13 protein-coding genes and 1 riboswitch are annotated in these 13,006 nt (G+C 38.4%); all 13 genes read right to left on the bottom strand.

What is annotated here, in order from left to right; all coding sequences use genetic code 11:
- Positions 1–5 precede the first annotated feature (5 nt).
- A complete protein-coding gene (gene yunB / locus BAQ46_RS16100) occupies positions 6–737 on the bottom strand; it encodes a sporulation protein YunB (RefSeq protein ID WP_071742159.1) in 732 nt (243 codons plus the stop codon).
- A 54-nt stretch (positions 738–791) separates the two neighbouring features.
- Positions 792–1,094 (bottom strand): YunC family protein, encoded by a 303-nt coding sequence (locus BAQ46_RS16095; protein WP_000248464.1) that lies wholly within the window; start codon positions 1,092–1,094, stop codon positions 792–794.
- A 65-nt stretch (positions 1,095–1,159) separates the two neighbouring features.
- Complete coding sequence (locus BAQ46_RS16090) at positions 1,160–2,551, bottom strand: bifunctional metallophosphatase/5'-nucleotidase (protein WP_071742158.1); 1,392 nt, start codon at positions 2,549–2,551, stop codon at positions 1,160–1,162.
- A gap of 815 nt (positions 2,552–3,366) precedes the next feature.
- Entirely contained in the window at positions 3,367–4,764 is a 1,398-nt protein-coding gene (sufB, locus tag BAQ46_RS16085) for a Fe-S cluster assembly protein SufB (RefSeq protein ID WP_001118823.1), read from the bottom strand.
- 48 nt (positions 4,765–4,812) lie between these two features.
- Positions 4,813–5,244: a Fe-S cluster assembly sulfur transfer protein SufU gene (gene sufU / locus BAQ46_RS16080; RefSeq protein WP_000009523.1), complete on the bottom strand. Its 432-nt coding sequence runs from the start codon at positions 5,242–5,244 to the stop codon at positions 4,813–4,815.
- Positions 5,234–6,454, bottom strand: a complete 1,221-nt coding sequence (gene sufS / locus BAQ46_RS16075; RefSeq protein ID WP_001020761.1) for a cysteine desulfurase SufS — start codon at positions 6,452–6,454, stop codon at positions 5,234–5,236. Before sufS ends, sufU begins: the two co-directional genes overlap by 11 nt.
- Positions 6,454–7,746, bottom strand: coding sequence for a Fe-S cluster assembly protein SufD (sufD, locus tag BAQ46_RS16070; RefSeq protein WP_000152165.1), 1,293 nt, complete (start codon positions 7,744–7,746; stop codon positions 6,454–6,456). The genes sufS and sufD overlap by 1 nt, the downstream gene beginning before the upstream one ends.
- Positions 7,747–7,761: 15 nt before the next feature.
- Positions 7,762–8,547 (bottom strand): Fe-S cluster assembly ATPase SufC, encoded by a 786-nt coding sequence (gene sufC, locus BAQ46_RS16065; protein WP_000929157.1) that lies wholly within the window; start codon positions 8,545–8,547, stop codon positions 7,762–7,764.
- Between the two features lie 238 nt (positions 8,548–8,785).
- On the bottom strand, positions 8,786–9,592 hold the full coding sequence (metQ, locus tag BAQ46_RS16060; RefSeq protein WP_071742157.1) for a methionine ABC transporter substrate-binding lipoprotein MetQ: 807 nt from the start codon (positions 9,590–9,592) through the stop codon (positions 8,786–8,788).
- A gap of 72 nt (positions 9,593–9,664) precedes the next feature.
- The gene (gene metQ, locus BAQ46_RS16055) at positions 9,665–10,477 is read right to left on the bottom strand and encodes a methionine ABC transporter substrate-binding lipoprotein MetQ (protein WP_000735115.1); all 813 of its coding nucleotides are present in this window, start codon (positions 10,475–10,477) and stop codon (positions 9,665–9,667) included.
- Positions 10,478–10,500: 23 nt separating this feature from the next.
- A complete protein-coding gene (locus tag BAQ46_RS16050; RefSeq protein WP_000359556.1) occupies positions 10,501–11,166 on the bottom strand; it encodes a methionine ABC transporter permease in 666 nt (221 codons plus the stop codon).
- Complete coding sequence (locus BAQ46_RS16045; protein ID WP_071742156.1) at positions 11,159–12,184, bottom strand: methionine ABC transporter ATP-binding protein; 1,026 nt, start codon at positions 12,182–12,184, stop codon at positions 11,159–11,161. Before BAQ46_RS16045 ends, BAQ46_RS16050 begins: the two co-directional genes overlap by 8 nt.
- Before the next feature lie 179 nt (positions 12,185–12,363).
- Positions 12,364–12,471: riboswitch (SAM riboswitch) on the bottom strand.
- A 125-nt stretch (positions 12,472–12,596) separates the two neighbouring features.
- Positions 12,597–12,941, bottom strand: a complete 345-nt coding sequence (locus BAQ46_RS16040) for a hypothetical protein (RefSeq protein ID WP_000424933.1) — start codon at positions 12,939–12,941, stop codon at positions 12,597–12,599.
- Between the last annotated feature and the right edge of the window lie 65 nt (positions 12,942–13,006).

The raw sequence follows: 13,006 nt of genomic DNA, 5'->3' as shown, positions 1-13,006 counted from the left end.
TATGGCTAACTATCCGTTTTCTTTTTATCAGGTACAACAACACTTCCGCTTCCGTAATAAGTAGGCACTTCCCCTTGAACGATGCGCGTCGCAATTGGAACATTTTGTTTCACTTTTATTTCTTTCGTATGAAATGGAATAATGACTTGCAACGTAACTTCCATCTCCATAATAATTTGAATCGCTGTCGTATTGATTCCGTGCGGCTCAATTTTTTGTTTAATATCCGTATTTACATGACCAATCGTCGTGAAATCAATTGGAATATCGGGTCCGATATTTCCAAGAAGCGCATTATTTGTTACACGGCCAAACGGAACTGCCATCGTTGCCCCATTTTTTTCAGAAATATCTAGTCCCTTCAAATTCCCTTGTTCTACTTGCTGTAAATACTTTTCTATGTATGTGGTCGTTGACGTTACGATTTCATTTACTTGCTTCGTATTTAAATTAATTGTGGATACTTTCCCGTTTTTATCATTTTGTACTTTCATTAATGAATCGACATCGAATCCCTCATCAATTCTATCTTTTACCGCCTTCGTCATAACCGCTGTCGCCATTTTATGTGTCTCTACTTCTCCATATTTCATTAACGTCGGCTGAATGCTGCTATTCACAATCCATAATCCTTGCACGAGTAATATGACAAAAAGAATACACGACATAAGCAGTATGTGCCGAAAGGAAATAGGTCCCCTTCGAAACCGCGAATTTTTCGAACGAAATATACTCATAAAAAAACCTCCTTCTTATATCATTTCTATGCAAGAAGGAGGGACGATATATGCTTATCTCATTTTTAATAATGCTTCTTTTCCGATTGTGCCAGCCGTAATACCTAACGATTCGGCTTCAATCGTTACTGATTCTAGCGGTGCTTCAAGAAGTTGTTCAATCGTTCTTACACCAACCGCGCGACCAGCAATAATACCACGATCTCCTAACTTCTCATTTAAAAGACCTACATCTAATGCACCGCACATAATATATCCTTTATCGCTCATTACAGCTAGCAAATTTGTCTTTGGAAGTTTGACGCTAACCGCAATAAACGTATAATTATCGATTATAATCGGCTCTACATTAACCATAGTTCACACTCCTCTCTTTCTTATCTGTATGACAAGAGAAAAATGAGTGTTACAAGTTAACTAGCCTATAGTTTGACAGAAGATGTATAAGTTATTAACATGTCTGCTAACACATCCCTAAGTAGTTCTGGCATATAATATTGTTTGTTAGAAAGTGTGGATAGCTCTGGGTATAAGTACCCAAATGTAAACATATCAATCGTTCCTACTGTATATATACGATCTAACTCAAGCGATTCTCCGTTAATTAATACATCTTCGAGTAAAATTTTATTCCCGGGAATCGTATCTGGAATGACTTCTACACCAGCGTAAATCATTTTCCCCATTACTTTCCCCCGAAATCCAAACCCTTTTACCTCAAGGTTCTCCATATTCGGGCGACGTGCTTTCAAGATCACTTCTCTTAACGTTTTCCCCGGCACTTTTAATAGGCATGGATTAATTGGATGTGGACAAATTCTGTGAATATCTCCGCGCGTCACAACGCCTTCTTCTAATCCTTCAAGAAGTACACCGGCGTTTACCATGCCAATTTCTGCATCGCACCAGTTTTTCAGCGCATTTGCTAACATGTGCGAAAATGCTGTCTCATGAAACCAATCAACCGGTAATGATTCCTTTAAATGAACGACAGGCTCTTCCATAATATGTTTACTTTCTTCCTGCAGCGCTTCAATTGTGGATAATGGTTTGTTATAAGCACCTAAACGTTCAGTCTTAATCGCTCTACCATCCTTTTTCAACAGCTTCTTCGTCTCTTTATCCACAGTAAGCTGAACGTGCCCAACGTAACGTCCCCACTTTTCACAACAACAAAGTAACGTATGATTCATAAGAACACCACGCTCAAATAAATGATGCGTATGTGCCCCTAAAATAACATCTATATCATACTGCTCCGCCATATGCTCATCCATGCTTTTTCCAAGGTGAGAAAGGACAACCGTTATATGAGCCTCATCTCTCACTTCTTCTAAAATAGACTCTAAATGCTCGATTGGATCTTCAATATGCCAATCTAACATTTGATAAAACTCTGGATACGCAACCGTTAATCCGATAAAAGCAATCGTAATCCCATCTGTCGTTGTATGTAATTTATAAGGCTTTGCCCACTCTGGACGTACCCCTTCTTTTTCAAATAAATTTGCGACAAGCACCTCAAATCCAGCATCATCATATAGACGATTCAAATGCTCCTTCGCTAACGTAATTCCTTCATTATTTCCGATCGTTACATAATCATATAAAGCCTCATTTAAAAGTTTCGTATTGCCAAGCCCATTCGTCGCTTCCGAAATACTATGAAAACGATCCACATGATCGCCAATATCTACAGTCAAAACGGTCTCTCCCGCTTCCTGTCTTCGCTTTTTCTCTCCTTGTACAAACCGAGAAATTTGCGGCCAATTTTCAAAATGACTATGTATATCGTTTGTATGATAAAGGTGGATAATTGTTTCTTTATTTATATTCAGAGAAAAAACCTCCTCTCAGTTCCTTACTGCCATTTACGCTATGCGCACGCAATAATCCTGTAAATACTTTTCGTCTTTTCTTGCTATTTTACATTGTACTCGCATTGTGAGAAAAAGCAAAAGATTGCCCTTTTTCATATGAGAAACTTTCTTTTTTAGTTGTTGGATTCATTGATAGAACGGGAGGGGGGATTTGTCAGAAAGTTTGTTGAGTGGTTTTACGAGGAGTTTGGTGGATTTCCTTGTGGGGTTTGTCAGTATCTTAGCCTCAACTACTTCCATTCGGCCACTTCATGCATATCATCTAAATATTGAGGGGTATACGCCCGCTCTGCTATGTCGTAATTTGTTGATAAGTCGATATTCCTTGTCGAATCGTCGATATATTGAAAGAATCGCTGATATATTCGGAGTTATCGTCGATATATTTGAAAAATCGCTGATATATTTAGCCAGAAACCCACCTGGGTATCTCGGCTAATCCCACCCCAAGCCCAGCTCACACAATAAAAAAAGCGCCCTGCACAGCAGAGCGCTTTCTTTATATATTATCCAGTTCCAGCGGCTAGAATGTTCGGTGGCTTCACTTCTTCCTATGAGGCAAAAAGCGCCTCTACATCAGAAGCTCCATCCCCCTCACATTCTGGACGAGCCGCCTCCACTTTAAATATGTCCAGCTTCGCCTCCTAGACCCTCATGTCTAAGAACCTTCCGCACGAGAAGATAAAAAGCATCTTCTGTGCGAAAGAACCTTAGCCAACGGGTCTGAACAGTCGGCTCCGCATTTCTATTTAACCAATAGAACCTTCCATCTCAAACTTGATTAGGCGGTTCATTTCAACTGCGTATTCCATTGGAAGTTCGCGAGTGAATGGCTCGATGAAGCCCATTACGATCATTTCTGTAGCTTCTTGCTCAGAAATACCGCGGCTCATTAGGTAGAATAATTGTTCTTCTGATACTTTCGATACTTTCGCTTCGTGCTCAAGTGAAACGTAATCATTTTTGATTTCGTTGTAAGGAATTGTATCAGATGTAGATTGGTTATCCATGATTAACGTGTCACACTCGATGTTAGAGCGAGAGTTTTTCGCTTTTGGTCCGAAGTGTACGATACCACGGTAAGTTACTTTACCACCATGCTTCGCAATCGATTTAGAAACGATTGTTGAAGACGTGTTTGGTGCTAAGTGAATCATTTTCGCACCAGCATCTTGGTGTTGGCCTTTACCAGCAATCGCGATAGATAATGTTAAACCACGAGCGCCTTCGCCTTTTAAGATAACTGCTGGGTATTTCATCGTTAATTTAGATCCGATGTTACCGTCAATCCATTCCATCGTTGCGTTTTCTTCACAAACCGCACGTTTTGTAACTAGGTTGTATACGTTGTTCGCCCAGTTTTGGATTGTTGTATAACGGCAATATGCATCTTTCTTAATGATGATTTCTACTACCGCACTGTGAAGTGAGTTAGTTGTATAAACAGGTGCTGTACAACCTTCTACGTAGTGTACGTGTGCGCCTTCGTCTACGATGATAAGCGTACGCTCGAATTGTCCCATATTTTCAGAGTTAATACGGAAATACGCTTGAAGTGGTGTATCAACTTTCACACCTTTTGGAACGTAGATGAATGATCCACCAGACCAAACTGCAGAGTTTAATGCTGCGAATTTGTTGTCTGTTGGTGGGATTACTTTTCCGAAATGCTCACGGAAAATATCTTCGTTCTCTTTTAATGCGCTATCTGTATCTTTGAAGACGATTCCTAGAGCTTCTAGGTCTTCTTTCATGTTGTGGTATACAACTTCAGATTCGTACTGTGCAGATACACCAGCTAAATACTTTTGCTCAGCTTCTGGAATACCTAATTTATCAAATGTCGCTTTAATTTCATCAGGTACTTCATCCCAAGACTTCTCAGATTTCTCAGATGGTTTTACGTAGTACGTAATTTCATCGAAATCTAAGTCGTTTAAGTCGCCGCCCCATTGTGGCATTGGCATTTCATAGAACTTATCCAGTGATTTTAAACGGAAGTCTAACATCCACTGTGGTTCTTCTTTCATACGTGAAATCTCTTCAACGATCTCTTTTGTTAAACCGCGTCCAGCACGGAAAATCGAAACGTCTTTGTCTTTGAAACCATATTTATAATCGCCGATATCTGGCAGTTGCTTCGCCATGTTGGTGTGTCCCTCCTTAGATAACCTCGTTTTTAGGAACCTTTAACATTACTTATCTTCGTTTAAGCCCTTTTCTAACGCTTTCCACGCTAATGTTGCACATTTAATACGTGCAGGGAACTTGCATACGCCTTGTAATGCTTCAATATCTCCTAAATCGATGCTGTCATCGTACTCTTTTCCTAGCATCATGTCAGAGAAAATTTTAGAAAGCTGAAGTGCCTCTTCAATTTTCTTACCTTTTACTGCTTGTGTCATCATTGAAGCTGAAGACATTGAGATAGAACATCCTTCTCCTTCAAACTTCGCTTCTTGCACAATACCTTCTTCTACTTTCATCGTAAGTTGAATACGATCGCCGCAAGTTGGATTGTTCAAGTTAACTGTAACACTATCTTCTAACACGCCATGGTTACGAGGATTCTTATAATGATCCATAATAACTTGACGATATAACGTATCTAAATTATTAAATGACATTTGTGAAATACTCCTTTGTCTTGATTAGCGATTCAACAAATGTATCAATTTCTTCTTTTGTATTATATAAATAGAAGCTTGCACGTGCTGTTGAAGAAGCTTTCAGCCACTTCATAAGCGGTTGTGCACAGTGATGTCCTGCGCGAACCGCAATACCTTCTACATCTAATACTGTCGCTACATCATGAGGATGTACGTCTTCAATATTAAATGTAACAAGACCAGCGCGATGCTTTGGACCATAAATTGTAACGCCATCTACTTCTGATAGTCTTTCTAAAGCGTATTGCGCTAATTCATGCTCATGCTTTTCAATATTATCAAGACCGATTTCTTCTAGGAAATCAATTGCCGCACCAAGTCCGATTGCATTACCGATAATCGGCGTACCTGCTTCGAACTTCCACGGAAGCTCTTTCCAAGTAGATTCTTGTAAATCTACGAAATCAATCATTTCACCGCCAAATTCAATTGGCTCCATATTGTTTAGCAATTCTTTCTTACCATATAATACGCCGATACCTGTAGGGCCGCACATCTTATGAGCAGATAATGCGTAGAAATCACAGTTTAAATCTTGTACATCCACTTTCATATGAGGTGTACTTTGTGCACCGTCAACGACCATAATTGCGCCATTTTCGTGCGCGATTGCTCCGATTTCTTTTACAGGGTTAATCGTTCCAAGTACGTTAGAAACATACATGATAGAAACGATTTTGGTATTCGGTGTAATTGTTTGACGAGCATCTTCTATTGAAATTGTCCCATCTGGTTGAAGCGGAAGATATTTTAAAGTTGCACCAGTTTTCTTCGCAACTTGCTGCCACGGAATGATGTTACTATGGTGCTCCATGTAAGAAATAACGATTTCATCGCCTTCTTTTACATTTTCAAGACCATAGCTAGCCGCTACTGTATTTAATGCAGTTGTCGTTCCGCGCGTGAAAATAATCTCTTCCATGGATTTCGCATTAATAAACTTGCGAACTTTCTCGCGTGCACCTTCATACGCGTCGGTAGCTTTCGTACCGAGCGTATGAACACCGCGATGCACGTTAGAGTTATATTCTTTATAGTAACGTTCTAACGTTTCAATGACTTGAATTGGTTTTTGAGAAGTTGCTGCACTATCGAAATAAACAAGTTGTTTGCCGTTCACTTTTTGATCAAGAATTGGAAACTGTTTGCGTATTTCATGAATATTCATTAGCGAACTTTCCTTTCAATTACCTCAACAAGCTGTGCCTTTACTCCTTCAATTGGAAGCTCATTAACTACAGGTGCTAAGAATCCATGGATGACTAAACGTTCTGCTTCGCGTTTTGGAATACCACGGCTCATTAAGTAGTATAGTTGAGTTGGATCTACGCGACCTACTGAAGCTGCGTGACCTGCCATAACATCATCTTCGTCAATTAAAAGAATTGGGTTTGCATCACCGCGTGCTTTCTCATCTAACATAAGAACGCGAGAAGATTGTTGTGCATTTGACTTAGATGCACCGTGTTCAATCTTACCAATTCCGTTAAAGATAGATGTTGCACTATCTTTTTGTACACCGTGTTTTAAAATCCAACCTTCAGAGTGTTTACCGAAGTGAACAACTTTAGTTGTAAAGTTTTGTGTTTGGTTACCACGGCCAATTGTTACTGTTTTCGTATCAGCATATGAACCGTCGCCCATTAAGTTTGTAACGTTCTCTGAAATTGTGTTTCCGTCATTCATAAGGCCTAGAGCCCAATCAACGCGGCCGTCGCGTCCAACAATACCGCGGCGGTTAACGTAAGTTGTTACGTCTTTTGCTAATAGATCAACCGCACCGAATTTTACTTGTGCGCCTTGTTCCACGATTACTTCTGCTACGATATTTGCAATACCTTTAGCATTTTCATTTGCAACGTAGTTTTCTACATAAGTTGCAGTACTGTTCGCATCAGCTACGAATAATACATGGTTATATACGTTAGCTTCTTCGCCGTCTACTAAGAATACAGCTTGAAGTGGAGTTTCAAGAACAACGTTTTTCGGAACATATACGAATGCACCACCGTTGATTAATGCAGCATGAAGTGCAGTTAGACGATGCTCGTCTACCTTCACGCCGTCTTTCATTAAGTACTTTTGTACTAGTTCAGCATGCTCAGTTGCAGCTGTTACGATGTCTGTGAAAATAACACCTTTTTCTTTTGCTTCGTCTGCTAAAGAAACGAATGCAGTTGTACCAGTACGTTGCACTAATACACTGTTATTTTCATCGATTAAGTTTTTCACTGCTTCTGGAAGCTCTGTTAAAGAACTTACAGGCTCTTGCTTAGCAGCGTCGCCTTTTCCGATAAAGTCCCATTTGTCAATTTTCGTTTTATCAGGAGTTGGCATTGGAAGTTCAGTTGCTTGTGCAAGAGCTTGTAAGCGGAACTCAGTCAACCAAGCTGCTTCGTTTACTTCGCTTGCGCGTTGACGGATTGTTTCTTGATCGAAAGGTAATGTACCGATTGTCATGTTTATGCTCCTCTCTTACGCTTCTTGCTCTGTTGTTTCGTCTTCAATACCTAATTCTTTTTTAATCCAGTCGTAACCTTCAGCTTCTAGACGTTGTGCAAGCTCAGGTCCACCAGATTTAACGATACGACCGTTCATCATAACGTGAACGAAGTCTGGAGTGATGTAGTTTAATAAACGTTGGTAATGCGTAATCATTAGGCAACCGAAGTCTTCGCCGCGCATTTCGTTAATACCTTTAGATACAACTTTTAATGCATCGATATCAAGACCTGAGTCAATTTCGTCTAAGATTGCGATTTTTGGCTCAATCATCATTAATTGAAGAATTTCGTTACGTTTTTTCTCACCGCCAGAGAAACCTTCGTTTAAGTAACGTTGTGCCATTTCTGGATCCATTTCTAGGAATTCCATATTTTTATCTAATTTACGGATAAATTTCATAAGAGAAATTTCATCGCCTTCTTCACGACGTGCGTTAATTGCAGAACGTAAGAAGTCAGCGTTTGTTACTCCGCTAATTTCACTTGGATATTGCATTGCTAGGAATAGACCTGCTTGTGCGCGCTCATCTACTTCCATTTCTAATACATCTTCACCGTCGATGATGATGCTACCTTCTGTTACTTCATATTTTGGGTGACCCATAATTGCAGAAGATAAAGTTGATTTACCTGTTCCGTTAGGTCCCATAATTGCGTGGATTTCTCCACCTTTTACTTCAAGGTTTACACCTTTTAAAATTTCTTTGCCATCAATTGATACGTGTAAGTCTTTAACCGTTAATGTAGAACCAGCCATCTCAATACCTCCATTAATCCTATATATACATTTTAAAAATTCCTAAAACGTTCATATTCTCATTTTATTCTCATTCTAATTTTATATCAAATAAAATGATATCGCAAACGATGAAAAAAAGTAACAATTTTTTCACAAATGTATATAAGTATTTCACTTGCATCCTTATATGATACACCTTTCTTCTTATTTATATAAAGAAAAAAGGACTGGTAAATTCCCAGCCCTTTCCTTATATTTATTCACTTACCGGAAGTACAGCACCCTTATATTCTTTATTAATAAAATCTTGAATTTCTTTTGAATGCAGTACTTCTACTAACTCCTTAATTTCTTTTTTCTTCTCGTCACCTTTACGAACTGCAATAATATTTGCATACGGAGAGTCTGATCCTTCAATCGCAATCGCATCCTTTGTTGGATTTAATTTTGCGTCAATTGCATAGTTTGAATTAATAAATAATGCATCACCTTCATTATTTTCATATAACTTCGGTGAAAGACCAGGCTCTACATCTGTTTTAAACTTTAAGTTTTTCGGATTTTCTACAACATCTTTTACTGTTACTTTCACAACATCTACTCCGTCTTTGAGTTTAATAACGCCGCCTTTTTGTAACAATGCTAGCATACGGCCACGCTCCGCTACGTTATTACTCATAATCACTGTCCCACCATCTGGTAAGTCTTTTAAGCTTTTATACTTCTTCGAATAAATACCCATTGGCTCTAAATGAATTTTTCCCGCGTTTACAATTTTATATCCTTTTTCTTGGATTTCTTTATCTAAATAAGGAATGTGTTGGAAGTAGTTCGCATCAATTTCCTTATCCGCTAACGCTTTATTTGGCAACACATAATCTTGGAATTTTTTAATTTCTAATTTAATTCCCTTTTTCTCTAATATCGGCTGTGCCTTTTCTAAAATAACAGCGTGCGGTACGTTAGAAGCTCCCACAACAAGCTTATTCTCCTCTTTCCCTCCGCAAGCAGCTAATGTAAATACAGACAACGCTGTAACAACTGACAATAGAATCTTTTTCATATGATGTCCCCTTCTCCCGTATAATTATGTAGTTATAAAAAAGGCTGGCATACACCAGCCCTTTTACAGCAATTATTCTTTTACAGGAACAACTGCCCCTTTATATTCTTTATTAATGAAGTCTTCGATTTCTTTAGAATGTAATACTTCTACAAGAGCTTTAATCTCTTTCTTATCTTTATCGCCTTTACGAACAGCTACTACGTTTGCGTATGGTGAATCATTACTTTCAATTGCAATTGCATCTTTTTCTGGGTTTAACTTCGCATCAATTGCATAGTTCGAGTTAATTAAAACCGCGTCGCCTTCTTTATTGTTATACACCTGTGGTAATAAACCAGGCTCAATATCTGTTTTGAATTTCAAGTTTTTCGGGTTATCCGCAATATCTTTTGGAGTTGCTTTAACTGGATCCACCCCATCTTTAATTTTTAAAATGCCTTCTTTTTGTAAAATTGCTAAACCACGTCCATGATCAGCAACTGAATTACTCATAATAATTGTCGCTCCGTCTGGAAGTTCTTTTAAGCTCTTATATTTTTGAGAATATACACCAATCGGTTCTAAATGAATTTTTCCTGCTACTTCAAAATCATATTTTTTATCTTTCATTTCTTTTTCTAAATACGGAATGTGCTGGAAGTAGTTTGCATCTAAATCCTTATCCGCTAACGATTTATTTGGTAATACGTAGTCTTGGAATTTTTTCACTTCTAACTCAATTCCTTTTTTCTCAAGTAACGGTTTTGCCTTTTCTAAAATTTCAGCGTGCGGTACGTTAGAAGCACCAACAACTAGTTTCTTTTCATCGTTATCTTTCCCGCCACAAGCAGCTAACCCAAAAATTGAAGTTGAAATCAGTGCTGTCAGTAATAATTTTTTCATTTGAAACATCCTCCCGTTTTTTATTATCGTTTATCTATTCGAGTCGTTACACGATCACCAATCCATTGAATGAAAAATACAACTAGTAATACACAAATTGTCGCAACGATTGTTACGTCGTTATTTCCTCGTTGGAATCCTTCTAAATAAGCAAGTGTTCCAAGGCCACCAGCACCAACAACTCCCGCCATTGCTGTATAGCCTACTAAAGCAATTGTCGTAACCGTAATACCAGATACTAATGCTGGTAACGATTCTGGAATTAACACCTTCAAAATAATTGTGCTTGTTTTTGCTCCCATCGCTTTTGAAGCTTCAATTACACCTTTATCAATTTCACGAAGGGCGATTTCAACCATTCTCGCGTAAAACGGTGCCGCTCCAATAATTAAAGCTGGAAGTGCTGCACTCGCTCCAAGAATTGTTCCAAGCAGAATCTTTGTGAATGGGATTAATAAAATGATTAAAATAATGAACGGTATCGAGCGGAAAATGTTTACGAACGCTCCAATCGCCGTGTTAACCGCTTTGTTTTCCCATAAATTATCTTTCGCTGTCATAAAGAGTAACAATCCTAAAATGAGTCCTAAAACAAATGTGGCAAGAGCTGCGATTGCCGTCATATATAACGTTTCACCCGTTGCTTCTAACATTTGATTCCAATCAACATTTGTGAGTAATTTATCCATGTGCAATCACCTCCAGCTCTACTTGATCTTGATGTATTCCCTCTATTGCTTGCTGAATCGCTGTTTCCTCACCATTTAAATGAACAACTAAACTACCGTAAGAGCCGTTATTCGTTTGTGCAATATTTCCTTGCAAAATGCTAACTTCTATATCACTGCGTTGCATCAATCTTTGAAGCACTGGTCTTTCTACCGCTTCACCGATAAACTGCAAACGAACTACTTTACCATCTGGATATTTCTCAATTAAACTTTCAATCGTTTCATTTGTATCTTCAGAATCCGTTAACTGCTGTACAAATCGTTTCGTAATGTCTTGCTGCGGATTACGGAACACATCAAGTACTGGACCTGTTTCTACAATCTTTCCTTTCTCCATTACCGCAACGCGATTACAAATCTTTCGAATTACGTGCATCTCGTGTGTAATGAGTACAATCGTTAAACCGAGACGTTTATTAATATCTAATAATAGATCTAAAATTTGATCTGTCGTTTCTGGATCAAGAGCTGACGTTGCTTCATCACATAAAAGTACTTGCGGATTGTTAGCTAACGCTCTTGCAATCCCAACGCGTTGCTTTTGTCCTCCGCTCAGCTGAGATGGGTACGCGTCTCCTCTTCCTTCTAATCCAACAAGATGAATTAGCTCATCAACGCGTTTTCTTCTCTTCGCCTTATCAACACCTGCAATTTCAAGTGGGAACTCAATATTTTCACGTACAGTTCGTGACCAAAGTAAGTTGAAGTGTTGAAAAATCATTCCGATCTCTTGTCTTGCCTTACGAAGTTCGCTTCCTGTAATCGCTGAAATGACGCGATTCGCAATTGTAATTTGACCTGAAGTTGGTTTCTCCAACTGATTGAATAATCGAATTAAAGAACTTTTTCCAGCGCCACTATATCCGATAATACCAAATATTTCACCTTTCTCTATTTTTAAATTGGCATTATCTACAGCAGTGACATCACCGCTTTTTGCTTTATATATTTTCTTTACATTCTCTAATAGAATCATGGTGTATCACCCCTTTTTTGTTTAGGTCGACTCCGCAATTTTTTATTTTTGATGCGTATAGCCCACCGTTATCATTACTTTTATTATTTGAATGTCCTCCACATTCAAACAACAAAAAAACCTTTCCGCTTTAGAGAAGCAGAAAGGTTTATATGCGTATATAACAACATTATCCCTCTCTCTCATCTCTCAAAGCATTTGCTTTGCAGGAATTGGCACCATTTCAACATAAGTTGACGGTTGCCGGGCTTCACAGGGCACAGTCCCTCCACCTCTCTTGATAAGAGAAATCAGATTACATTTTCGTCTGATTTGTAATTTATGAAATTGTCTATATTTTATGAATTGAATTGTATCAATATCCACACACCATGTCAACAGAAATTTTTGTAAAAAACGAAACTTCAGAATTTTAAGCGCCCACTGACATCGGTTTACATATATGAAACATCGATTCAATTAATAACATCGTTCGATACGTTCCCGAATATTGTATACGTCCATCGTTCATTAACGTTTGCAATCGTACATTGCCATTCACCAATTGTTTTACATCTTCTTCATCTACACAAACGATTTGCTCCGTTCCTCTTTCTTCTTTCAACAGTTCTATATAATCTCTTGAAATTTGTAACGAACAACTTTCATCTCCAAAGCGGAAATTAACAGTTTTTTCTCCTTGTCTTAAAAGCGGCTCTAAATGATATTGACCATTAGCGTAATTTACAAATGATTGAAGCAAAGAATATAATTCCACTCTAAATCACATCCTTCATATCACTTTCTATTACATACCATTCCCTCTCACTAAAGAGCAATCCT

This window comes from Bacillus paranthracis, assembly GCF_001883995.1.
In the GTDB taxonomy this organism is placed as follows: Bacteria; Bacillota; Bacilli; order Bacillales; family Bacillaceae_G; genus Bacillus_A; species Bacillus_A paranthracis.
This window is presented reverse-complemented; position numbering and strand designations above follow the sequence as displayed.